The 24,435-nt window shown below is 72.1% G+C and carries 16 protein-coding genes and 1 pseudogene; 11 read left to right on the top strand and 6 right to left on the bottom strand.

The features are described from left to right. Positions 1-656: 656 nt before the first annotated feature. The 6 genes from ACZ6TU_RS01145 to ACZ6TU_RS01120 all read right to left on the bottom strand — a co-directional run bounded on the left by ACZ6TU_RS01145 (position 657) and on the right by ACZ6TU_RS01120 (position 13,436). Complete coding sequence (locus ACZ6TU_RS01145) at positions 657-2,093, bottom strand: polysaccharide deacetylase family protein (protein ID WP_467678742.1); 1,437 nt, start codon at positions 2,091-2,093, stop codon at positions 657-659. A gap of 196 nt (positions 2,094-2,289) precedes the next feature. Further along, positions 2,290-6,042, bottom strand: a complete 3,753-nt coding sequence (locus ACZ6TU_RS01140) for an nSTAND1 domain-containing NTPase (RefSeq protein ID WP_467678743.1) — start codon at positions 6,040-6,042, stop codon at positions 2,290-2,292. A gap of 100 nt (positions 6,043-6,142) precedes the next feature. Beyond that, complete coding sequence (locus ACZ6TU_RS01135) at positions 6,143-7,834, bottom strand: rhamnogalacturonan lyase B N-terminal domain-containing protein (protein ID WP_467678745.1); 1,692 nt, start codon at positions 7,832-7,834, stop codon at positions 6,143-6,145. 99 nt (positions 7,835-7,933) lie between these two features. Then, on the bottom strand, positions 7,934-11,314 hold the full coding sequence (locus ACZ6TU_RS01130; protein ID WP_467678746.1) for a S8 family serine peptidase: 3,381 nt from the start codon (positions 11,312-11,314) through the stop codon (positions 7,934-7,936). A 281-nt stretch (positions 11,315-11,595) separates the two neighbouring features. Beyond that, on the bottom strand, positions 11,596-12,381 hold the full coding sequence (locus ACZ6TU_RS01125) for a sulfite exporter TauE/SafE family protein (RefSeq protein WP_467678748.1): 786 nt from the start codon (positions 12,379-12,381) through the stop codon (positions 11,596-11,598). Positions 12,382-12,530: 149 nt separating this feature from the next. Continuing rightward, positions 12,531-13,436 carry a LysR family transcriptional regulator gene (locus tag ACZ6TU_RS01120; protein WP_467678749.1) on the bottom strand — a complete coding sequence of 302 codons (906 nt, stop codon included), beginning with the start codon at positions 13,434-13,436 and terminating at the stop codon, positions 12,531-12,533. A gap of 93 nt (positions 13,437-13,529) precedes the next feature. Here ACZ6TU_RS01120 and ACZ6TU_RS01115 point away from each other — a divergent pair, with 93 nt between their 5' ends. The 11 genes and pseudogenes from ACZ6TU_RS01115 (at position 13,530) to ACZ6TU_RS01065 (ending at position 24,423) form a co-directional block, all read left to right on the top strand. Continuing rightward, a complete protein-coding gene (locus tag ACZ6TU_RS01115; protein WP_467678751.1) occupies positions 13,530-14,360 on the top strand; it encodes an oxidoreductase in 831 nt (276 codons plus the stop codon). Between the two features lie 209 nt (positions 14,361-14,569). Further along, positions 14,570-14,641: pseudogene (locus tag ACZ6TU_RS01110) on the top strand (helix-turn-helix domain-containing protein); the annotation flags it as partial. 482 nt (positions 14,642-15,123) lie between these two features. Continuing rightward, the gene (locus ACZ6TU_RS01105) at positions 15,124-15,465 is read left to right on the top strand and encodes a zinc ribbon domain-containing protein (protein ID WP_469546548.1); all 342 of its coding nucleotides are present in this window, start codon (positions 15,124-15,126) and stop codon (positions 15,463-15,465) included. A 44-nt stretch (positions 15,466-15,509) separates the two neighbouring features. Then, positions 15,510-15,656 (top strand): hypothetical protein, encoded by a 147-nt coding sequence (locus ACZ6TU_RS01100; protein WP_467678753.1) that lies wholly within the window; start codon positions 15,510-15,512, stop codon positions 15,654-15,656. A 158-nt stretch (positions 15,657-15,814) separates the two neighbouring features. Continuing rightward, positions 15,815-17,395 carry a S8 family peptidase gene (locus ACZ6TU_RS01095; RefSeq protein WP_467678754.1) on the top strand — a complete coding sequence of 527 codons (1,581 nt, stop codon included), beginning with the start codon at positions 15,815-15,817 and terminating at the stop codon, positions 17,393-17,395. Positions 17,396-17,867: 472 nt separating this feature from the next. Then, positions 17,868-19,034: a DUF4190 domain-containing protein gene (locus tag ACZ6TU_RS01090; protein ID WP_469545762.1), complete on the top strand. Its 1,167-nt coding sequence runs from the start codon at positions 17,868-17,870 to the stop codon at positions 19,032-19,034. 147 nt (positions 19,035-19,181) lie between these two features. Continuing rightward, on the top strand, positions 19,182-19,934 hold the full coding sequence (locus ACZ6TU_RS01085; RefSeq protein WP_467678758.1) for a GntR family transcriptional regulator: 753 nt from the start codon (positions 19,182-19,184) through the stop codon (positions 19,932-19,934). Between the two features lie 341 nt (positions 19,935-20,275). Continuing rightward, positions 20,276-20,470 (top strand): SPOR domain-containing protein, encoded by a 195-nt coding sequence (locus ACZ6TU_RS01080; protein WP_467678760.1) that lies wholly within the window; start codon positions 20,276-20,278, stop codon positions 20,468-20,470. Between the two features lie 58 nt (positions 20,471-20,528). Continuing rightward, positions 20,529-20,966: a (deoxy)nucleoside triphosphate pyrophosphohydrolase gene (locus ACZ6TU_RS01075; protein ID WP_467678761.1), complete on the top strand. Its 438-nt coding sequence runs from the start codon at positions 20,529-20,531 to the stop codon at positions 20,964-20,966. 136 nt (positions 20,967-21,102) lie between these two features. Continuing rightward, complete coding sequence (locus ACZ6TU_RS01070; RefSeq protein ID WP_469545758.1) at positions 21,103-21,534, top strand: ATP-binding protein; 432 nt, start codon at positions 21,103-21,105, stop codon at positions 21,532-21,534. Positions 21,535-21,786: 252 nt separating this feature from the next. Beyond that, entirely contained in the window at positions 21,787-24,423 is a 2,637-nt protein-coding gene (locus ACZ6TU_RS01065) for a SpoIIE family protein phosphatase (RefSeq protein WP_467678764.1), read from the top strand. The last annotated feature ends 12 nt before the right edge of the window (positions 24,424-24,435 follow it).

Below are 24,435 nucleotides of genomic sequence, written 5' to 3'. Positions count from 1 at the left end.
CGCGGAGGATGCGAGTGCATACAGCAAGGAGGCCCCTCGCCGACTCGGTGGCCCGCGGGGCTGCGGGTGAGGCTGGGCCCACATTCCCCGGAAAGGGCGGATTAGCGATGAATATCTTGCTCGGCCCTGAGGCGGCGGTGCACGGTTTCGAGCACGGGCCAGGCGAGGGATCGGGGCTTGGGTGGCCAGTGTCTTTCAGAGGTGCAAGAGGGATGTCCGGGACCGGAACTTTCCCTTGATCGTCCGCGGTGTCGGCATGGGGGGACGGTGCGGTACCGGGAAGCGGGCGGTAGGCGCGGGCGGCAGCGGGAGAGACCACATCGTGCACAAGGGCGTCGCCCACGACATCACGGTCGACACCTCGAACACCGAGTCGCTGGCCCGCGCCCGCGCCATCGCCGCGGCGGTGAGCTGACGTCCGGACCCGGTGGGGCCCGGCCGCCCTGCCCCGCATGGCGTCGACATCGCACAACTCGCCCTGCCCGTCGACATGGTGCGTGCCGTGGTGCCCCTGCCGAGGCACAGTCCCGTCGAGTCCCGTCTGCTCTCGTCGCGACGACCGTGCAGCTCACCCGCGGCATCTCCGTGCCGGGATGCTGCTCCCGCGCTGGGATCGGGGGAACGGATCAGGGCGTTCAGCGCTCCTGTCCTCCGCCTCACAGCGTGGCGCGCAGGTGGCTGACGGTGACGAAGTGGTAGCCGCGGGCGGTGAGGGTGCGCAGTATCTGGGGGACGGCGGCGACGGAGGTGGCGTGGATGTCGTGCAGGAGGACGACGTCGTTGGGCTGGGCCTTGGTGATGACGGTCCGGGCGACCTTGGCGGGGTCGTGGTACTTCCAGTCCTCGGTGTCGACGTCCCACAGCACCGGCGAGAGGGTGGTGGCGGCCCTGACGGTGCGGTTGATGGCGCCGTAGGGCGGGCGGAAGACGGTGGGGGTCTTGCCGGTGGCCGCCTTGATGGCGGCGCTGGTGCGGGTGAGCTGGGAGGCGATCTGCTGCGGGGTGAGCCGGGTGAGGTCGGGGTGGTTCCAGGAGTGGTTGCCGATCTCGTGGCCGGCCTTCGCCTCGGCGCGCACGAGGTCGGGGTGGGCGGCGACGTTCTGGCCGACGGTGAAGAAGGTGACGCGCGCCTTGTACTGGGCGAGGTAGGTCAGCAGGGTCGCGGTCTCGGGGACGGCGGGGCCGTCGTCGAAGGTCAGGGCGATGCACTTGACCTTCTTGCAGTCGGTGTCGTCGTCGCCGGAGGCGGTGTGGGTGGGGACGGCCGGGGCGGGGACGTGCGGCGCGCCCAGGTCGAGTGAACGGCTGGGGCTCAGGGCCTGCTGCTGGGCGCGCTTGCCGAACGCGGACAGCCATGGCGTGATCGTCTTCTTGGGGATGGTCACCGTCTGGGCCCCGGCGGCCGGAACGCCCACGTCGCCGCGGTCGAAGTGCACCCGCAGTCCGCCGTCGGCGGTGAAGGCCATGTCGTACAGGGCGTCGTCGCGGCTCTCCGGGGCGGAGAACGTGTCGTCCAGGCCTGCCGCATCCACGCCCTCCCGGTCCTTGAGCTGATCCTTCAGGGCGGCGACGAAGGCGTCCCGGGAGCCGTCGGCGACGAGTCCGATCGTCGTGCGGTAGGCGTCGGCCTCGCCGTCGTACCAGTACGTCCTGGTGGACAGCCCGTCGGCCGCCGCACTCTGGTCCTGGGTGGTGAGGCGGACGCCGAGGACGTCGCCGGAGGCGACCAGGAACTGGTGGCTGATGTTGAGCTCGCGGGCGTCCGCGCCGCCCGACCCCGTGCACGCCCCGGTGCGGAAGGATGCCAGGCGCCGCTCCACGTCCTTCTTCATCGCGGCCGTCATCGCCTCCGCACCCGGCACGTCCGGGTAGCTGGCCGAGAACGGGCAGGAGCTGTTCTCGCTGCTGTCGTTGACGATCTCCAGGCCCTTGATCTTCGACGGGTCGACCGTCCGGACCGGGGACGGCGACGGGCCGGGCCGGGCGCCGGCGGATGCCGTGGCCGGGGGCTCGGATGTTCCGTGCGCACAGGCTGCCGTGAGGGTGAGCGAGCCGAGCAGCAGGAGGGAAGGGAGCAGGGGGCGAGAGCGCATGTGACCAGAACCTGAGGAGAGGAGACCTTCCGGGCGTCGCGGACCGGACGCCGGCCGGCCGCCGCGCCGGAGGGGCGCCGACGGCCGTTGTTGTCTCTGATCGTTCTGGTCAGGGGCGTTTTTCAGCGAGGCCCGGGGTCACTGTGAACAATTCCGGGGCTTGCTCCGGTGGTGATGTGTCCCTTTTTGTGGGTGTTCAGTGCGTCGGCGGGCAGACCTGCCGGTACGGCGCGTCGGGGACGTACCGCCGCCACTGCGCCCGGGTCAGCCCGCCACCGGCACGCTCGCAGACGGCGCGCACGGCCGCGTCGGGGGCGATGGGGTGGCGTTGCAGCACCACGGTCGGGCCGGTGGCATAGACCGTGCCGTCGTCCCGGCCGAAGGCGAGCGAGCGGATCTCGTCCCCGGGCGTGGGCAGGTCGCCGCCGAGCAGCCGCTGGCTGGCGGTGTCCCACAGCCGCAGGGTGCCGTTGGCTCCCCCCACGGCGAGGGTGTGGCCGTCGGAGGAGAAGGCGAGTGCACCCACGGCCTCGGCCCGGCTGCTCGGTGCCGTGTCGGCGGTGCCGGTGAGCACACCCGTGGCGTGGCGCAGGTCCCCGTCCCAGAGGGTCACGTGCCCGGTGGTGTCGCCGACGGCGAGCCGGGTGCCGTCGGGGCTGAACGCGAGAGCGGTGACCTCGCGGCCGTCGGCGAGCGCCCACCCGGTGACCTTGCCGGAGGGCAGGTCGGCGTACTGGTCGGCGGCGCCGACGAGCAGCCGTCCGTCCGGCCGCACCGCCACGGCCTCTCCGAAGAGGCCGTGGCCGTGCAGGGTTCGCGGGCCGCGGTGGGTCCGGGTGTCCCAGACCTCCGCCGCTTCGCCGTCGCCCGCGGAGCGTACGGCCAGCAGTGTGCGCCCGCCGGCGCCCAGGGCGAGCGCGGACACGGGGCGGTCGGCCGCTCCGGAGGTGGTGAAGCTCGTCCGGACCGTGTGGGTCCGTACGTCCCACACGGTGAAGCGCTGCCGCAGGGCTCCGCCCGAGGAGGTGCTGTCGGCGACGGCGAGCGTGCGGCCGTCCGGGCTGAAGGCCAGCAGCGGGGTTTCGTCCCCGGAGATGTTCGGCAGGGGGCCGAGCGCACTCCGGGCGAGGACGGTGCCGGTGCCGGTGGAGCGCAGTTCGAGGCGGTAGCCGTCCCCGGACCGGACGGCGGTGGCGAGGGTGGTGCCGCCCGGTCCGAGAAGCGTGGCGTCGGCCGAGGTGCTCTGCCAGGGTGCGGCGAGGCGGTCGGTGAGGTCGAAGGTGTGCACGGTGGCGCGGTCGAGGTAGCGCAGGGTCCGGCGGCCGTGGTCCGGGGTCCACGTCAGCCCGCTGACCTCCGCGCCGGCCAGCGGCCGGTGGAAGACCTGCACGCCGCCCGCGGCCAGCCGCCATACGGAGATCTCCTGGTCGTCGGTCGTGGCGAGGAACTCTCCGTCGGGCGAGAGGTCGGCTTGGGCGAAGCCGGTGCCGTCGCTGGCGAAGTCGGCGACGAGGCGCCCGCTGCGGACGTCCCAGACGCTGGCCGCTGTCCCGTGGACCACGGCCAGCCGCCGGCCGTCCGCGCTGAGGCGCAGCAGCCGGACCCCACCGTCCGCTCCCGAGCCGGTGCCGCACACGGTCTTGTCCGCCTTCTGCCAGGCGCCGGGAAGCTGCCTGCCGTGCGCGGTGTCCCACACCTGGGGCGGGCTCTCGGCGGGGCAGAGGGCGGCCAGACGTCCACCGGAACTCAGGGCCGCCGTGGTGAGGCCACGGGAGACACCGGTCGTGAAGAGGACCTTTCCGTCGTCCGTCCGCCGGACCCGCACCTGGCCGGGGCCGTCGAACGGCTGGATGAGGTACGCGTCTCCGTCGGCCGCGGTCGCCCCGAGGTACGCATCGCCCAGATCGGCGGCGGACCTCCCCTCGGGAAGGTTCCACAGGGTGTCGCTTTCCGCCCCCGTCAGGACGAGGAACCGGCCGTCCGGGCCGGCACCGGACGCCTCCGCTCCGCTCGGCAGGCGGTAGGCGCCGGTGCGGCGGTGCCCGGCCACGTTCCAGGCGGTGACGCGGCTGCCCTCGGCCCTGAGCAGGGTGCGGCCCTGGTCGGTGAGGAAGCGATGGACGTTCTCGCCGGTCTGCGGGTCGGTGAAGGCGTCTTGTTCCGGCTGGGCGAGCGCGCCCAGCAAGGCCGAGCGGGACTCGGTGAGCGGGGCGATCCGCCACGCGGCGGCGCCGAGCAGGGACGCGGTGCGGGGATCGGTGGCGCGCAGGCTCTCGGCGACGGTGGCCAGGCGGCGGGCGGCGGCCTTGGCGGCCTCCTCCTCGCTCACCCGGTCGCGCTGCCAGGCGACGAGGCCCGCGGCCAGCGCGAGCACGAGGAACACGGAGAGCCCGACGGTGAGCACACGCGTACGGCGGGCCGCGCGCGTCTCGGCGTCCCGCTCGGCGTCACGGGCCGCGGCCGAGGCGGTCAGGAAGGCCCGCTCCGACCGGGTGAGGTCGTCGTCCTCCTCTTTCTTCTGCTTCTCCCGTTCATCCCTCTGTCTGCCGAACAGCTCCTCGGCGCGGTCCAGCCGGGTCCCCCGGTACAACGCACCGGGGTCACGGTCCAGCTCCTCCCAGGCGCGGGCGGCCTCGCCCAGGACCCGCTGGGCGCGCAGCCGCTCCCGGCCCTCCTCGATCCAGCCGGCGAGGCGCGGCCAGCCGGTGATCAGGGCCTCGTGGGCGAGTTCCACGGTGTCGCCGTCCAGGGCCACCAGGCGGGCGGAAGCCAGACGTTCCAGGACGTCCGCCGCACCGGGCCCCAGCTCGGACCGGGACGCCGGGCGGCGCGTGTCGGCCGTGCGGTCTCCCGGGGCGATCAGCCGCAGCAGGATGCGCCGGGCCGTACGGGCCTGGTCCTTGTCCAGGTCACCGTAGACCTGCTCGGCGGTGGCGGCGATCGCCCCGCGCACGCCGCCCGCCTCCTCGTAGGCGGCCAGCGTCAGCGTGCGGCCCCGGCGACGGCGCCACGTCTCCAGCAGGGCGTGCGAGAGCATCGGCAGCGCCCCCGGTTGGTCGCCGACCTCCTCGACGATCCGCGCGGTCAGCACCCGTTCCACGTTGAGCCCCGCCGCGGTGGCGGGGCCGGTGACGACCTCGCGCAGCTCGTCCCCGCTCATCGGCCCGACCAGCAGATTCGCGTGACGGACCGCTTCCGCCAGCTCCCGGTGCTCGGCACAGTGGCCGTAGAAGTCGCCCCGCACCGCGACCACCACCCGCAGGCGGCCCTCCGGCTCACGCGCGCTGAGCAGCAGGTCCAGGAAGCGGTCCCGCTCCCCGCGGTCGTGGCAGAGGGTGAACAGCTCCTCGAACTGGTCGACGATCACCCAGGTGTCCAGCTCACCGTCCTGCGGAACGAGCGCCTGCCCGTGCGTGTGGGCGGGCCGCTCGCCGGGGGTGAGGACCCGGACCACCGCCGGGCGGTCGGCGTCCGTGGCTTCCCGCAGCAGCGGGATGAGGCCGGCGCGGAGCAGCGAGGACTTGCCGCTGCCGGAGGGCCCGAACACCGCCGCGAACCGGTGCGCGCGTGCCAGGTACAGCAGTTCGCGGGCCAGCGCCTCCCGGCCGAAGAACAGGGCGCTGTCGGCCGGCTCGAAGCGGGCCAGCCCCCGGTACGGAGCTCGTTCGTCGGCCGAGGGAGTGCGCAGTTCGGCGTCCGCCTCCCGCCAGCGGGCCTCCCACTCGTCCGGGTCGGCGTCGAGTGCCTCCGCGTAGGCGCGCACCACCGCCAGTGTCGGCAGCTGGTCGCCGGCCGCGGCCTGGGACAACGCGGTCGTGGAGTAGCCCGCCCGCTCCGCCATCTCCCGGTACGGGGGTTTCCCGGCCTTCTCCCTCAGCAGCCGCAGGTCGTGCGCGAGGCGCTGTACCGGACCGGCGCTGGGGTCCACCGGTTTCTCGCGTCGGCCCACGAGGTGGCACCTTTCAAGCCTCGAACACAGGAACGGGCGCCTAACCTACGTTTTCGCCCATCCGGAGGCAATCCCGGTCCACTGCGCGGGAACGCCCCGCTCAGGGCACCAGCTCGATCGCGTCGTACGACACCCCGGGGCTGAGGTAGGCGGTGCCGCCCGAGCCGCTGACGATGTCGATCGTCAGCTCCTGATAGGCGGTGGCGGACTTGATCCAGGCGCTCGCCGGGATGGCGTAGCTGTAGGTGTGGTTGTTGCCGCGGTAGGAGCCCACGGTCAGCGAGCGGGTCGTCGGTTCCTTGGCGGGTGCGGGTACGGCCGAGACCCAGTCGTTGACCCTGATCCGGGGCCTGCCGTTCGCGAAGGCGGTGGTGATGCCGATGTTCAGGGTGTGGCCGGAGGCGAGCTGCTCCCGCGTCAGCCTGAAGCGGATCCGCAGCCCGTTGTTGATGTCCGCCCACTGGTAGCAGGGGAAGTCCGCCGGGGACGAGGAGCCCACCGTGTGGACGCCCGTGGTCCAGGGCCTCGCGCGCGTGTCGGAGGGGTGCATGGTGGTCATCAGGGAGGCGTTCTTGAAGCCGCCGGGGGTGCCGGTCCAGTCACCGATGCGCCAGATCGCGGTGTTCCGGCTCGGGTCGGCGGTGATCTTCAGCGTGTGCAGAGCCGTCGTCTTCCCGGCCGTGACGGTGACGGACGTGGTGTGGACGGCGAGTTCGTCCTTGTACACGGTGAGCTTGTAGGTGCCCGGCAGCATGTACGGGGAGACGAAGTGCCCGGTGGCCGCGTCGGCCTTCGCCCAGTACTGGGCGGTGGCGTTCGCCAGGCCCACGGTGTAGGCGTGGCCGTCGCCGCGGCCGCTGATGCCGACGCCGGCGACCCGTCCGCGACCACCGCGGCCGACCCAGCCGACCAGCCCCAGACCGTCGGCCCACGACGTGTCGATGACGCCGTGCGTGAGCGAGCGGGCGGGCGCGCCGCCGTCGGTGCAGGCGAGGATGTAGGGCCCCTGGAGGCCGAACCGCATCGGTTCGGTCTGGTTCTCGCCGTAGTAGAGGATCTCGTACAGCCCCGCGCCGTCCTCGTAGTGGTGGCGCATCAGTGAGCGGTAGAACGGGCCGCCGGACGCCTTCTCGTGGTTGCTGCGCACCATCCACATGCCGGCCTTGCCGTCGCTCCAGCCGACGTGGTCGTAGTCGATGACGCGCTGGTTCGAGTAGTGCTTGGAGCGGGTGGTGCCGTTCGGCTTGCGGCGGATGTCCTGGGCCTCGATCAGGGAGTCGGTGCGGGCGTCCCAGGAGTCGGGGTTGTTGTTGGGGAACAGTCCGGGCTTGACGCGGACGATGTAGCGGGTGGCTGTGATGGAGGCGTCCGCCTTGTTCGTCCACATGTAGACGTTGTTCTCGCCGCGGCGGGCGGCGTAGTAGTGGTGCATCGTGCCGTGGACGACGGTGACCAGGATGGTGTCGCCGGTCTTGCGGATGCTCACCGACGAGGTGCCCAGGCCGGTCTCGACGTGTGAGTTGCGGTTGCCGTAGCCCTGGTATTCGGTGCCCTTGTAGACCAGGGAGGTCAGGTCGCCGTTGCGGTGGTCGACCTTGAAGACCAGGTCGGCGCCGGTGGTGATGACGTAGGCCCGTCCGTCGTCGCGGTATCCGAAGGCACTGGGCGCCGCGTCGGCGGTGTCGAGCAGAGGACCGGCGACCGCGGCGCCCGCGCCGAGGACGAGCCCGCCGGCGGCGGTTCTGAGCAGGACCTCGCGGCGGGTCAGGCGCCGGCGACCGTGTTGGGCCATGGTTGTTCCGTTCGTGAGCGAGAAGCTGATTGAACCGTGGTGTGTGCGGCGGTGGTGGCCGGGCCGAGCCGGGCCACCACCGCCGTGGATGCCTTCCGGTTACCGGACGGTGCGGTAGGCGTTGCGGATCGTGCCGGTGTAGGTGTTTCCGGCGGTGTCGGCGAGGGCTGCGCTGAAGGAGACGGTGCCGGGCTTCCTCGGGTTGGTAAGAGTCAGGTGAGGCTTGCCGCTCGCCGCGCCGTGCACGGTGACCGGCTTCCAGGTGCGCCCGCCGTCGTAGGACACCTTCACCGTCAGCGACTTCAGATGTCCCTTGGCCGCCGCCGGGCCTTGCAGGGACAGCGGGACGGTGATCCGGGCGCCCGCCTTGGCGGTGCCCGTCAGGCTCAGCCTGGGATGGAATCGGACGACGGAGAGCGGCCAGGCGACAGCCCGGGTCTCGGGTGTGTTCGCCGAGGTGAACGTCCACACGCCCTCGACGTGGTCACTGATCTTGTAGCCCTTGCTGCGGTCGGCGGTGATGGACAGCTTGTAGCGCGCCGTCCCGGCCCGCAGGTTGGAGTAGGTGTTCGGGCAGGTGTCCTCGGTGAAGTCGCCTATGACCTTGCCGCCGGAGGTGAGCCGGGTGTGGACGCTGGTCTGCGCGGAGTACGAGAAGTCGCCGGGTCCGTCCGAGAACATGGGCACGCACAGCGCGTAGTACCGCCCGACCCGCAGACCGCCCACGACCTTCGTCGGTGTCACGATCGGGCCGTGGACACCGCCGTCCAGAGTGACGCGGTAGGTACGGTCCGGCTCGAAGCGGCGCGAGGTGGCGAAGGCGGTCATACCCTCCCCGTCCGTACCGTTCTGCGTCCGGGCGCCGAGGATCCAGCGCACGCCGTGGTCGGTCGACAGGTACTGCACGATCTTGGCGGTCGGTGCCGTACGCAGTGGCCCTTCGAGGGTGGACGTGGCCTGGTCGAGCGCCGGCCAGCTCGGCGTGGTCCACGCGTTGTTCTGCGCGGTGTTCGCCCGGGCCAGGGCCGTGGCGACGGAGGTGTTCACCCTGGCCATGCCCCGGGTGGAGGCGAAGGTGCGGGTGAGGCCGTCGAAGAAGCCGCCGGTGCGCGTGGTCACCAGGTTGTACGCCGGGGATGTCGCGGTGCGCTGCCAGATGCCGCCGGCCTGGGCGATGAAGGAGCCCGCGGGGGCGTTGGGGCCGATCTGGCCGAGGAAGCCGTCCTTGGCGTCGAGGTCGGTGCCGATGGCGAGGTCGTAGGCCGGCTTGGCGCCGCGGGCGGCGAAGACGACCTGGCCGTCGCGGAGGGTGGCCCGGCGGTCCGGAGCGGTCACCTTCACCGGCTTGGCCTTGCGCCCGTCGAGGGCGACGGTGGTGTCGTGGTCGAGCACGAGGTGGGGAGCGACCAACTGGGCGGACCGGCCTGCCGGGGTGATGGTCATCGCGCTGATCGCGTAGCGCCCTCGGGGCAGCCGCAGGGTGACCGTGCCGTTCCGCGCCTTTCCGTCGTCGTAGGGCGTGAACTGCTTGCCCGTGTCCAGGCCCGCCACGGTGACGTCGGGCTCGTTGTCGCGCTTGCCGTCCCGGCGGGTGGTGACCAGGGTCAGCGTGTGCGTCTCCACCTCGCGGTCGACCGCAAGGGCGGTGCGGACGCTCTGTCCGTCACCGCTCGCGGTGACCGCGCCGGAGTAGACGCCGTCGGCGCTGCCGAGCCGGGTGTTCGCGGTGACCGTCGCCTTCGCGGTGCCGCCTGCCGGGACGGTCAGCCGGGCGGGGGAGACGGTGACCATGCCGGTGGGCGCGGCCTTGCCGTCGGGGCCGGTCGTGGCGGGGTCCAGGTCCAGGGTGACCGGCCGGGTGCCGTCGTTGCGGTAGGTGAGAGTCCTGGTGACGGGGGTGTCGTCGTGGTGCGGCCAGGGGTTCGGGCTGCCGAAGTCGACCGAGGAGGGCTCGCTGCTGACGGTGGTGCCGATGGCCCGGGTCAGGTCGGCCCGGCCGGCGCCGACGTCGTACGGAGTCACGCCGCTCAGCGTGCGGGACGAGGCCGTGAGAGCGGTCTTGAGGCGCTCGCCGGTCCAGCCAGGGTGCTCCTGGGCCAGGATGGCGGCGGCGCCCGCGGTGTGCGGGGCGGCCATCGAGGTGCCGGACATCGACACATAGCCGGGCGCCTCGTCGTTGCCCTCGGTGCCGTGGGCGGCCTTCGCGGCGATGATGTCGACGCCGGGCGCGGCGATGTCCGGCTTGAGGCGGCCGTCGGCTGTGGGGCCTCGGCTGGACCAGGAGGCGATCTTGTCGTGGCGGTCGACGGCGGCCACTGTCAGGGCGGCCGCGGCAGATCCCGGGGAACCGACGGTGGTGTCCGAGGGGCCGGAGTTGCCGGCGGCGATCACGAACAGGGCGCCGGAGGAGGCCGACAGGTCGTTCACGGCCTTCTCCACGGGGTCGACGTCCGGGGTGTCGACCTCGCCGAGGCTCATGTTGACGACCTTGGCGCCCTGCGCCACGGCCCACTGCATGCCGGCGATGATGTCCGAGTTCTCGCCGAAGCCCGTGTCGTCCATGACCTTGCCGACCAGCAACTTCGCGCCGGGCGCCACACCCTTGTACTTCCCGCCGCTCTTCGCCCCGGAGCCCACGACGGTGGAGGCGACGTGGGTGCCGTGGCCCTGCCTGTCGTCGGTGGAGCCGGAGCCGCTGAAGTCCTTGGCCTTGAGGATCTTGCCCTTGAGGTCCGGATGGGTGGCGTCGATGCCCGTGTCCAGGACGGCGACCTTGACGCCCTTGCCGTCGTAGCCCGCCTTCCAGGCCGTCGGGGCACCGATCTGCGTGACCCCTCCACGCGGGTCGGGAGCGACGGCGTCCTGCGCGCTGATCTTGACCCGCCCGTCCAGCCACACCCGGTCGATACCGGGGGCAGCGGTCACGGCGGAGCGGCCGCCGACGGAGTCGGTCAGCGCCTGCCACACCTTGCCCGCGTCCGGCTTGTCGGTGGTCAGCGCGTCGCCGTGGACGGCCGACAGCCGGTGCGTCACATCCGCCTCGGCGGCGAAGAGGGCTTCCCTGGCCCCCTTCTGCGCACGGCTGGAGCCCTTGTAGGAGACGATCAGCGGCACCTGTCCCCGATGCGCGTCGTCGTAACCGTCCTTGACCAGTTCCGTGATGTCGAACAGACGGCGGTCCAGCCTGCCGCTGCCCAGCAGCCTCGTCGCGTCGAGCGGAACGACGTAGGTGTGGCCGGCGAAGCGCCGTACCGAGTACCCGACGCCGCTACGGTCCTTGCCCGGCCGCACCTCGACCACCCGGCCGTTGCCGTCCACGCCGACGGTGTCACCGGTCAGCAGCGTGACGCGCGCGGCCGGCCCCGCCGGGCCGCCCGGGGGCACGGTGGACGGGCCGGCCGGCCTGATCGGTGCGGCGGAGGTGACCGTCGCGGTCATGGTGAGGCCGGCCAGGGCCAGCACGGCGGCGATGCCGCACACCGTCCTGCCGTGCCCGCGCGGTCTCCTTCTGGTCCGTTGGCGCTTGTTCCGCAAAGGAAGGTCCCTTTCCCCGTGGTCGGTGCATGGTCCGTACGCAGCCGCGTACGCGAGTGGCAGGTCGGCCCCGAGTCACCGAAGGGGGCATGGGACCCGGGACCGCCTGCCAGAGGGCCGGTGGCGGGGGGAATTGCCACCGGCCCGCACCGACTCTGCAAGGCCGGGGAGTTGTTAAGCAGTCCCTGACCAGCACTGAAAAATGCGGAGCGGCGGAGTCTCCCGGCTCAACGCAGGGTCTGGGCGGCGTACAGAGCCCCGACGGCCGTGGCGAGGGTGCCGAGCAGGAGGCGTAGGGCTCGGTCGGGCAGGCGGGGCTGGAGGCGGGCGCCGAGGTAGCCGCCCATGAGGCCGCCCGTGCCGCAGGCGAGGCCGAGCCACCAGTCGGGGGAGACGTCTCCGGAGCTCATGAACGACAGCAGCGCGTAGGCGGTGGCGCCGACGAGCGACGTGGCGAACGTGGCGGCGAGCGCGGCCGGGGCGACGCGGGCGACGGGCAGGCCGCGTCCGACGAGGACCGGACCGAGCAGGGAGCCGCCGCCGATGCCGTAGATGCCGCCGACCACACCGACCGCCAGTGCGAGGCCGGTCAGCGTGTGCGGGGCCAACCCGCCCGCGGGCGATGCGCGGCGGCGTGCCGGGGCGAGGGCGCGCAGGAACAGCCACAGGCCGAGCGGCAGCAGCAGGGCGGCTGCCAGGAGCCGGAAGACGCCCGGGCCGGGGAGGGCGAAGACCCGGACGGTGGCGCCGAGGACGACGCCGGGCAGCGTGCCCAGCACCAGGCGCCGGGCGAGGTCGCCGCGCAGGGCGCCGTCGTGGCGGTAGCGCCACAGGGCTCCGGGTCCGGCCACCACGTTGTACAGCAGGTTGGTCGGGGTGACCGCCGGGTTGGGCACGCCGAAGACGCTCAGCTGGACCGGGAGCAGGAACACCGCGCCGGACACTCCGACCGGGGCGGTCACGGTCGCGATCACCAGCCCCGCGGCCAGCCCTCCCCACACTGTCCAGTCCACCGTCGCCCCGCTTCCCCTGGCCCTTCGAACGCCCGGTCAGTATCAGCGGCCCGGAGGGCTACGGGGGTGGTGTGCAACGAGATGTTCACGAGCGGCCGGCGTGACCGTCGTCGGCGGACGGCGTCCCGGCCAGGGCCTGAGCAGGTCGGCTACTCCCGCCCCGTGACCCGCCGGCAGGCCTCCGCGTACTCCCGTACCAGCGGACGTCGTCCGTCGTCCCGGCGCCAGGCCAGGACGTAGCGGCTGGGCGTGAGGCCGCGCACCGGGCGGGCGGTCACGCCGCCCAGGGTGAGCAGGGGGACGTTGCCCGCGGCCACGAGGCACACGCCGAGACCGGCGGTCAGGGCCTCGTACGTCTCCTCCGTACTCGCGATCTCGGCGCCGATCCGGGGAGGGTGGCCGGCGCGGGCGTCCAGGGCCAGCCAGTAGTCGCGCAGCGGGCCCGTGCTCTCGGGCAGCGCGAGGAACGGCTCGTCGAGCAGGTCCGTGAAGTCGACCTCCGTGCGGTCGGCGAGGGGGTGCGTGTCCGGGAGGGCGACCATGAGCGGTTCCTCGGCCACGACCGTCCAGTCGTAGCGCTCCTGGCCGGGCAGCGGCAGCCAGACGAAGGCCACGTCCGCTGCGCCGTCGGCGAGGCCCGCGGAGGGGTCCTCCCAGTTGACCTGCCGCAGCCGGATGACGGCCTCCGGGTGCGCCGCCGTGAAGCGGGAGCGGATCGCGGGCAGCAGACCGCCGCGGACCGGGCTGGTGCTCATGCCCACGACCAGTGTGCTGCGCCGTGCCGTCCGCACGGTGTCCACCGCGGCCGCGCCTTCCTCCCACGCGCCCAGCACCTTGCGCGCGTGCGGCAGCAGTGCCGTACCGGCGTCGGTCAGGGCCACGCCGTGCCGGTCGCGCCGGAACAACTCGATGCCCAACTGCCGCTCCAGCGCCCGGACCTGCTTGCTCAGCGCGGGCTGCGACACGTACAGGCGCTCGGCGGCGCGGGTGAAGTGCAGCTCCTCGGCCACCGTCAGGAAGTAGCGGAGATCCCGCACATGAACGTCCATGGTCATAACCATCGGCTATCACCAAATGTCTTGGACGAGCAACTGCCCCTCACGAGAGGGTCGTTCACGCAACGTCAGGGCACGAGACGAGGAGCGGGCATGAACAAGGTGTGGCTGATCACCGGCGCGGGCAGCGGGTTCGGGCGGGCGATCGCCGAGGCGGCCCTCGCCGCGGGCGACGTCGTGGTCGGCGCGGCCCGGCGCCCCGAGGCGCTGGACGACCTGGTCGCCGCCCACCCCGACCGGGTGGAGGCACTGCGCCTGGACGTCGCCGACACAGGCGCCGCCGAGGCCGCGGTACGGGATGTCGTGGCGCGGCACGGGCGGATCGACGTCCTGGTCAACAACGCGGGCCGGACGCATGTCGGTGCCCTCGAGGAGACGACCGAGGAGGAGTTGCGGGCGCTGTTCGAGGTGCATGTCTTCGGCCCGGCCGCCCTCACCCGGGCCGTGCTGCCGTACATGCGCGAGCGGCGGTCGGGCGCGATCGTGCAGATGAGCAGCATGGGCGGGCAGATGTCCCTCGCGGGCTTCTCGGCGTACAGCGCGACGAAGTTCGCCCTGGAGGGCATGTCCGAGGGACTCGCGGACGAGGTCGCGGAGTTCGGCGTCAAGGTGCTGATCGTCGAGCCGGGCGCCTTCCGCACGGGCCTGTTCGAGACCGGGCGGGCCGGTGCCAGCACGGACAGCGGCGTGTACGGCAAGGTGAGCGAGACCCGTGGCCTGGTCGCCGACGGCGACGGCACCCAGCCCGGCGATCCGGCCAAGGCCGCCGCCCTCATCCTGGCCGCGCTCGACGCCGACTCCACGCCGCTGCGTCTGCCCCTCGGCGACGACGGCGTCAGCGCGGTCCTCGGCCATCTCGACCAGGTGCGGGACGAGGTCCTGGCATGGGAGAAGCGCGCCCGGGCCACGGGGTTCGACGACTGACGGTTGCGCGCACGCAATCGTCGTGCACGCCGCGACGGCGCGGTCCCGCCCGGGTCGCCCCCTGGGCGCGGTCGGTCCGGCCCGTGAACCTTGAGATTCCGCGCCGGTGCGAATGTCGCCTCGAACGCACTTGCTCAAATCGTGTGTAATTCCGGTTGAATGTGAACTTTCGCCGTGAGCGGCCAGGAAGCGTCCGTACGGTGATCGATATGCAGCTTCGCTACAACTACCGGGCCTACCCCAACGCCCAGCAGCGCCGTGCGTTGGCCAGGGCGTTCGGGTGTGCCCGTGTGGTGTGGAACGACTGCCGGCGCGACCGGAAGGAAGCACACGCGGCGGGGCTGCCGTATGTGTCGTCGGCGGAGTTGTCCCGGCTGGGCATCACCCAGGCCAAGCGCACCGAGGAACGTGCCTGGCTCGCCGATGTGTCAGCAGTCGTCCTGCAGCAGTCCCTGCGGGACCTGGACACCGCCTACAAGAACTTCTTCGACTCGGTCAAGGGCAAGCGGCAGGGCCGGAAAGTGGGGCCGCCCCGGTACAAGTCGAAAAAGGGCACCCGGCAGTCGATCCGCCTCAACACCAACGCCTTCGCCCTGACGGAGAACGGCACGGTGTACGTGGCCAAGGTCGGCAACCTCAAGGTCAAGTGGTCCCGTCGGCTGCCGGCGTCCGACGGCCGGAAGATCGACAGCCCCCGCTTCCTGCGCCGGGCGGAGAAGAAACTCAAGCGCCTTCAGCGGGAGCTGTCCCGTAAGGCCAAGGGATCGCAGAACCGGGCCAAGGCCCGCATCAAGGTCGCACGCCCGTCCGGCAGTGGACGTGCGACGGATGCGGCACCGTGCACGACCGCGACCACAACGCAGCCCGTAACGTCCTCTTCGAAGGACGCCGTATCGTCGCCGCCGGGCGGGCGGAGACGCTGAACGCTTGTGGAGCGCCGGTAAGACGGGCACACGTGCCCGCACAGCGCGGTGAAGCAGGAAGCCCCCGGAAGGGCCGGACGGCCCAGGCCGGAATCCCTGGACTTCAGGCCAGGGAGCACGTCAAGCAGTCGGATTCCGAACTGTTCCGAGTCGGCTGGGAGTTGTCACCCCACCGAGCGTGAACTGGTGCGCGTACGCCCCCGGAGCGCGACGGCAGGAGCAGCAGATGGAGCCCGACCGCACCCGCACCCGCACCCGCACCCGTGACTGGCGTCGCCTCGGCCGTGCCGTCATGTTCAGCGCGGTGCGCGGCGCTGCGGCCGCGCTGGGCTCCGGCGCCGTCGGCGCGCTGCTGTGGTGGTGGCAGCGGTAGGACTCAACCCCCGCAGGGCTCTTGTGCAATTCCTGTGGAGGCCTCAATCTTTCGCTGACGCGCAGATGTCGTCCGTTGATTGACATGACCATGAACCTCGGACGGCCGGGCGTGCACCACACCCCACAGCGCACCACCGATTGAGGAGGATCCCTCAGATGGCAGTGATGCGTACTCCCCACAGGCTCACCCGGCGAAGACTGGCCGCGCTCGGCGCGACGGCCACCGCGGCGCTCGTCGCGAGCCTCGTCTCCGCCCTCCCCGCCGGCGCGGTCCCGGCCGCGTCCGAAGGGCGCATCCAGTACGAGGGCGCGGCGAACGCCGTCGCCGACAGCTACATCGTGACCCTGAAGACGCAGCGGGCCGGTTCCGCCGAGGGCCGGGCCCTGGCGCACAAGTACGGCGCCGACATCGAGCGCACGTACACCAAGGCCCTGAACGGCTACGAGGTCGAGGCCTCCGAGACCGAGGCGAAACGCCTCGCCGCCGACCCGGCCGTCGCCTCCGTCGTCCAGAACAGGACGTTCGGCATCACCGGGACCCAGCCCAGCCCGCCGTCCTGGGGCCTGGACCGCATCGACCAGAAGAACCTGCCGCTGAACAGCTCCTACACCTACCCCGACTCGGCCGGGGAGGGCGTCACGGCGTACGTCATCGACACCGGCGTCCGCATCACGCACAGCGACTTCGGCGGCCGCGCCTCCTACGGCTACGACGCCGTCGACAACGACAACACCGCCCAGGACGGCCACGGCCACGGCACGCACGTCGCCGGCACGGTGGCCGGCGGCGCCTACGGCGTCGCCAAGAAGGCCAAGGTCGTTGGCGTCCGGGTGCTGAACAACTCCGGCCAGGGCACCACCGCCCAGGTCGTCGCGGGCATCGACTGGGTCGCGCGGAACGCGGTCAAGCCGGCCGTCGCCAACATGTCCCTCGGCGGTCCCGGCGACACGGCCATCGACACGGCCGTACGCAACGCCATCACCGCCGGCGTCACCTTCGTGGTCGCGGCCGGCAACGAGTCCACCAACGCCTCCACCCGGTCGCCGGCCCGCGTCACCGAGGCCGTCACGGTCGGCGCCACGACATCGAGCGACGCGAAGGCGAGCTACTCCAACTACGGTTCGGTCCTAGACCTGTTCGCGCCCGGCTCGTCCATCACCTCGGCGTGGAACACGAGCGACTCCGCGACCAACAACATCTCCGGTACGTCGATGGCGAGCCCGCACGTCGCCGGAGCCGCCGCCCTCCACCTGGCCGACAACCCCACGGCCACTCCCGCGCAGGTCTCCGCCGCGCTGACGGCCGCCGCCACCACCGGCGTCGTCACCAGCCCCGGCAGCGGCTCGCCCAACCTGCTCCTCAGCGTCGGCGGCGGTACGACCACCCCGCCCGGCCCGCGCTTCGAGAACACCGCCGACCAGGCCATCGCCGACAACGCCACCGCCGAGTCCCCGGTGACCGTCTCCGGCGTCTCCGGCAACGCGCCCTCGGCCCTGGCCGTCGAGGTCCACATCGTCCACACCTACATCGGCGACCTCCAGGTCCAGCTGATCGCCCCCGACGGCACGGCGTACACGCTGAAGTCGTACGGCACCGGCGGCAGTGCGGACAACATCGACACCACGTACTCCGTGAACGCCTCCGCCGAGGCCGCCAACGGCACCTGGAAGCTGCGCGTGAGCGACAACGCCCGCTTCGACACCGGGCGGATCGACGCCTGGGCGCTCCAGTTCTGACCTCGTCCGTGACCGGCCGTCAGTCTCCTGACGCGCCCGGTACGTAGGCGTCCTCGTCCTCCGGGAAGGGCTTCGGGTCGATGACCCGGCCCACCGCGAGGACGAGGCTCGTCCCGCCGCACGGCCGGGAAGCCGAAGGGGCGGTCGAAGACCGCCACCGCCCTGCCCCGTCACGATGCGGAGAAGCACGAGGGCGACCCCGGACGCCGCCCATCGCCGTGCCCTGGCGAGTGCGTTCGGGTGCGCCCGGGTGTGGAACGACTGCCTGCGCGACCGTGACCACAACGCAGCCCGCGACGTCGTCTTCGAAGGACGCCGTATCGTCGCGCACAGCCCGGCGCGGCAGGGAAGGGTCAGCCGACCCGGGCCGGAATCCCTGGCCTTCAGGGCAGGGAGCACGTCAAGATGCGCCCAGCCGTACGGTTTCGCACGGCCGCTCTCTCCCACCGCCTCAGCCAGGAGCACCGTACCCGTGTCGATACCCCCGCCCCCTGGGAGCCAGCAGCCCCAGGACCCGTACGGCCCGCCGCCTGCGAGCCGGCCTCAGGGAGCCCAGGGTTACGGCCCCTACGCCCCCTACGCCCCCTATGGCCCCACCGGCCGCCCGTATGGGGCACCGGTCTCCGTCAACGCGCTCGCCGTCGCCGCGCTCGTGCTCGGCGTGCTCTGCTTCCTGCCCGCCACGGGGCTCGTGCTGGGGCTGATCGCGCTGTGGCAGATCAGGCGGAACGGCCAGAGCGGCCGAGGGCTGGCGATCGCCGGGGCCGTGCTGTCTTCTGTCGGGATCGTGCTGTGGACGGTGACGCTGTCCACGGGTGCCGTGTCCGACGCCTGGGAGAAATTCAAGGACGGCGCACAGGGCAACGAAAGCCTGTCGCTGGAGAAGGGCGACTGTTTCGACGCGCCCGGCGGCCTGGAGGGCGACACCTACGACGTCGACCCGGTGTCCTGCGAAGGCGGACACGACGGCGAGGTGTTCGCGGTCGTGACACTGCCGGGCGGCGCCTTCCCGGGCGACGCCAAGATCACCGACATCGCCGACGAGCGGTGCTACGAGCTCCAGGACCAGTACGCCATGGACTCCTGGGCGATGCCGGCCGACGTCGACGTGTACTACCTCATGCCGTCCCGGGACAGCTGGCGTTACGGCGACCGCGCGATCACCTGCGTCTTCGGCAACACCGACGCGAAGGCCAAGCTGACCGGCTCCCTGCGCGGCGACCCCACCACCCTCGACACCGACCAGGTCGTCTTCCTGTCGGCGGCCAACGCCGTCGACACGGCGCTGTACGAGGAGCCCGAGGTCACCCCCGAGGACGACCTCGCCGGCCACCGGGCCTGGGCCACCCAGGTGCACGACGTGCTCGGCGAGCAGATCGAGGCACTGCGCGGGCACTCCTGGCCATCCGACGACCGGAAGCCGGTCGTCGGCCTGGTCAAGGACCTGGAGGACGCCAGGGAGGAGTGGGCCAGGGCGAGCGAGGCGGACGACGCGGACTCCTACTACGCGCACTACGACAAGGCCTACGAGCACGTCGACGGCCCGGCGACCGTCACCGCCCGCAAGGCCCTCGGGCTCGCGACGGCGCCGCCCTCCCCGGGCGAGACCGAGGGCGGTGACTCCGAAGCCGAGGTGTGACGGCGGCTATATCGGGGAGAAAGTGCCTGCGTAAAGCCCTCGGGGCCACCATGTCATCACATCGAGTGATTCTCTGGCCTTTGCTTGCACCGCACAACCTACGGTTGCCACGCTGTTGCTGTCTGTACAACCTGATGGGAGCGGCCAGTGACATTCGGTGAGCAGCCGGCGTACCTGCGCGTCGCGGGTGATCTCCGCAAGAAGATCGTCGACGGTCAGCTGCCACCCCACACCCGCCTCCCCTCCCAAGCCAGAATCCGCCAGGAGTACGGCGTCTCGGACACCGTCGCCCTGGAGGCCCGCAAGGTGCTCATGGCGGAGGGTCTGGTCGAGGGCCGCTCCGGCTCGGGGACGTATGTGCGCGAGCGGCCCGTACCCCGGCGCATCGCCCGCTCCGGATACCGCCCGACCGGCGGGGCCACGCCGTTCCGCCAGGAGCAGGCCGACGGTGAGGGGCGCGGCACCTGGGAGTCCAGCAGCGAGCAGGCGGAGGCCGGTGTCGCGGTCGCCGAACGGCTGGGCATCGAGCCGGGCGAGCGTGTGATGTGCACGAGGTACCTCTTCCGCGAGGGCGGCGAGGCGATGATGCTCTCCACCTCCTGGGAGCCGCTCGCCGTCACGGGCCGTACACCGGTGATGCTGCCGGAGGAGGGGCCGCTCGGCGGCATGGGCGTCGTCGAGCGCATGCGCGCGATCGACGTGATCGTGGACAACGTCACCGAGGAGGTCGGCGCCCGCCCCGGGCTCGCCGAGGAACTGCTCGTCCTCGGGGGCGTCCCCGGCCATGTGGTCCTGGTCGTACAGCGCACGTTCTACGCCTCCGGCCGTCCGGTCGAGACGGCCGACGTGGTCATCCCGGCCGATCGGTACCGGGTCGCCTACCACCTTCCGGTCAAGTAGCGAACGCTCGCATCCGCCCCGCGGCGCGCCCCTCGCGCGCCCCGCTCACACGATCGCCGCGGGAGCCGCCCTCGGCCCGGTTGGTTCGCATCCCCTAGCCGGCTGTCGTTCTCGCAGGTCGGCCGCGACGTATGCGGTATGCCTCAGACCGGGTGCGTCGAGGTGCGCGGACGGCGCGTTTGTGACCGTGCGCCCCCTGCGTTCTGGCTGGTTGCGTACCTCTTTGTGAAAATCCGTATTCGCTGCGTGAAGGTTAGGCGTAGGCTCGGGCATATGCGCATTGCGGTTTCGTTATCGGGTGGGGCACGGCACAGGCCGCGGGCGGGAAGTGGAGGGGCGCCATGAACGACAGCACGATCACTCTTCCCTGGCTCGTGATACGAGAGGACGACAACGGCAACCGCTACCGCGTGGGCCGGTACGCGACCCGGGCCGAGGCCCAGAAGATTGCGGACAGCCTCGACGGCCGCGGCCACAAGCAGCTGTACTGGGTCGAGCGGCTCGGTCAGAACGGGCAGGGCGGAGCGCACGGCTGACCTCGGGTGTCCCTGCGCTCCGGGCCGGTGTCCGGCCGCGCTCCCGTAGGCTCCCCGCATGAGTGAGCGGATCGTCGTCGTGGGTGCCGCGCTGGTCGACGACGGGCGGCTGCTGGCCGCCCGGCGCAGTGCGCCCGTCGAGTTGGCCGGGCGCTGGGAGCTGCCCGGCGGCAAGGTCGAGCCGGCGGAGACGGCCGACGCGGCGCTCGTTCGGGAACTGCGCGAGGAACTCGGCGTCGACGCCGAGGCCGGCGGGCGCGTCCCGGGGGAGTGGCCGCTGAAGTCGCCGTACGTCCTACAGGTGTGGACCGCGCGGCTGCGGCCCGGCTCCGCCGCCCCCAAGCCCCTTCAGGACCACGACGAACTGCGCTGGCTGGGCCCCGACGAGATCTGGGACGTGGACTGGCTCGACCAGGACGTGCCCGCGGTGCGGCAGGCTCTCGCGCACCTGGGGCCTCTCGGCGGCCCCGGTACGGGAGAAGTGCCCGGCGCCTGAGGCCGACCGGGGGTGTGCGAGGCCCGAAGGCGGCCGTACGGGCGCCGTGTGCGCCTTTCGTGCCATAGTGCGCTGCCCCACGCGGTACTCCGCCCTGGATATCGGGTATGTGCCCATTAACCCCACGAAAAAGGACATGGGCGGGCCCGCTGTCGGGGAAGTGATCGGCGTGATCGACACCGAAGGTGACCGCGCCGAGTGGTCCTTCCCCGCCGAGCCGGGCGCCGTGCGCACCGCCCGACAGGCCGTCCGCGTCCGGCTCCGCGGCTGGGGCCTCGACAGCCTCGCCGACCTCACGGCGTTGTTGGTCAGTGAGTTGGTCACCAACGCCCTGCGGCACGCCACGGGACCCATCGGCGTCCGCTTGGTCCGCCCCTCCGAACTGGACGGCGTCCTCCTGGTGGAGGTCTCCGACCCGCTCCCGGACCCGCCCCGCGAGCGCGCCGCCAGACCCGAGGACGAGAGCGGCCGAGGGCTCCGACTGGTCGCCTCCTCCTGCCGCCGCTGGGGCACCCGGCCCGGCGGCGTGGGCAAGACCGTGTGGTTCGAACTCGCGGTTCCGGAGTGAAAAATCGGTGTACGTCCGCCCTGCCGCTGTCGAGCGAATGGTTCAGGCCAGTGGCGGTTGTCGACGGACGGGATTCGACGACGTGTCCCCTGGTTAGAAGACTGGAAGTGTTCTCACGGTCCGGTCCAAAAACCATCGGGACCGTGCTGTGATCGTGAACACCGTGTTGTGCGGCACCGTAGTGCTGGATACTGCGGGCAGCCGCCCCCGGTGACCGGTGCCGGACGCGGTGAGCTGGAGGGGACGGTTCGCGTGAGCGAGATACCAGCGAAGGCCACGGAGTCCGAGGACCCGTCGGAGGGCGCGAGGGCGATGGCCGCGGACGGCCTGGCTTCCGCGGTGGGAGGTGCGCTCGCGGCTGACGGGGTGCCACCCGGGGACGCCATGTGGCAGAGCAGTCCCCCGGGATCCATCTACGACTACATCAAGGTCGCGTCCTTCTCCATCGGCCCCGACGGGCTCGTCGACCAGTGGAGCCTGCGTGCCGAGCACCTCTTCGGCATCCCCGCCGAACGCGCCGTCCGCATGGACCCCATCGAGACCTTCATCGACCCGCGCCTGCGCGAGCGGGGCATGCGCAAGATGGCCGAGATCCTCGACGGCCGCGAGTGGACCGGCGTGGTGCCCTTCCGGATGCCGAAGGACGCCGAGGGGGAGTGCGGGCGCGAGGGGCTCGCCGAGGTGTACGTCATGCCGACGCGCACCGAGGAGGGCGAGAAGGCCGCCGTCTGCATCGTCGTCGACGTGCGCACGCTGCGCAGCATCGAGACCGACCTCGCCGCCTCGCAGTCCATTTTCGGTCAATCCCCGTTCGGTTTCCTGCTGATCGACTCCGACCTGCGGGTCCGCCGCGCCAACCACCGGTTCGCGTCCGTCTTCGGCGGCGAACCCGACGACCACCGCGGCAAGGGCGTCCACGACTATCTCCAGCGCGGCGAGGCCGAGCGGGTCGCCGCCACGCTGCGCCGCGTGCTGGAGACCGGCAACTCCATCACGGACATGCACGTCACCGGCTTCGTGCCGGGCTCCGACGAGCGCCGCCACTGGTCCGTCAACCTCTACCGCGTGCACAGCGGTTCGGGCCGGCCGATCGGCATCGCCTGGCTCGGCACGGACATCACCTCGCGCCGCGCCGCCGCCCGCGAGGCCGCCGCCGCCCGCCGCAACCTCGCCCTGCTGAACGAGGCCGGTGCCCGCATCGGCAACTCCCTCGACCTGGAGACGACGGCCCGACAGCTCCTCGACGTCGTCGTGCCCGGCTTCTGCGACCTGGCCACCGTCGACCTCTACCAGGGCCTGCTGGTCGGCGACGAGACCCCGCCCGGGCTCGCCGACGGCAGCGCCGAACTGCGCCGGGTGGCCTTCGCCAGCGCCGTCTCCGACGCGCCCTTCACCGGCACCGGCGTGCCCGTCGCGGTCGGCGCCGTCCACCACTACCCGTTCAACTCGCCCTGCGCGGACGCCCTGCGCACGGCGCGCCCGCAGACCGTCCCCGGTGAGGACGGCGGGCTCGTGCAGTCCACGCTCGCCGTGCCGATGGTCGCCCACGACACCGTCGTCGGGCTGGTGCAGTTCGCCCGTACGAAGGGCAGCGAGCCGTTCGGCGACCGGGACCGAGACCTCGCCGTGGAGCTGGCGGCGCGGGCCGCCGTCTGCATCGACAACGCCCGCCTCTACCGGCGCGAGCACGAACGGGCGTTGATACTGCAACGGTCCCTGCTCCCGCCCGGCGACCCGGAAGCCTCCGGCCTCGACATCGCCTGCCGCTATCTGCCCGGCAACGCCAACACCGGCCGGCCCAGCGAGGTCGGCGGCGACTGGTTCGACGTCATAGAACTCCCGGGACACCGCACCGCGCTGGTCGTGGGCGACGTCATGGGCCGTGGCCTGCGCGCCGCGGTCGCCATGGGCGAACTCCGCACGGCCGTACGCACGCTGGCGCAGCTCGACCTCGAACCGGCCGAGGTGCTCTCCCAGTTGGACGAGATCGCCCGCGGCCTGGGCGCCCCCGGCGGCGTCCAGCAGGCGACCAGGGCGGCCCGCCGCCCCCGCGAGGCGGACCTGTCGGAGGTGTACCTCGCCACCTGCGTCTACGCCGTCTACGATTCCGTCACCCGGCGCTGCACCTTCGCCAACGCGGGCCATCTGCCGCCCGTCCTGGTCGAACCGGGCGAGTCGGCCCTGATGCTCGACGTGCCGCCGGGCCTGCCGCTCGGCGTCGGCGGTGAGCCCTTCGAGGAGGTCGAGGTCGAACTGCCCGAGGGGGCCCTGCTCGCGCTCTACACGGATGGACTGGTCGAAAGCCGCGATCACCCCCTCGACGAGGGCCTCCAGGCCTTCGTCAGCACCCTCTCCGACCCCACCCAGCCCCTGGAGGACGTGTGCGACCACGTCCTCAACACGCTCGACACCCATCACGGCGAGGACGACATCGCGCTGCTGATGGCACGTGTACAGGGCCTGCCCACCGAGTCCGTCGGCGACTGGACCCTGCCGCGCGAGCCGCGCAGCGTGGGCCGGGCCCGCGAGTACGCGCGTGCCCAGCTGCTCAGCTGGGACATGGAACCCCTGGTCGACACCACGGAGCTCCTGGTCAGCGAACTCGTCACCAACGCCCTGCGCTACGGCGAGGGCGAGATCCGTCTCCGCCTGCTGCTGGATCGCACCCTGGTCTGCGAGGTCTGGGACTCCGGCCTGGTCCAGCCCCGCCGCCGCCGCGCCCGCGACACCGACGAGGGCGGCCGAGGCCTCCAGCTGGTCGGTCTCCTCAGCGCCGCGTGGGGCTCCCGCCGCACGCCCCGGGGGAAGACGGTGTGGTTCGAACTCCCCCTGCCGGGTGGCGAAACGAGCCTGACGGACCCGGCGGAGGCGCTGCTGAGCCTGTTCTGATCGCAACCGAAC

The organism is Streptomyces sp. NPDC052064 (genome assembly GCF_055585925.1).
This window is presented reverse-complemented; position numbering and strand designations above follow the sequence as displayed.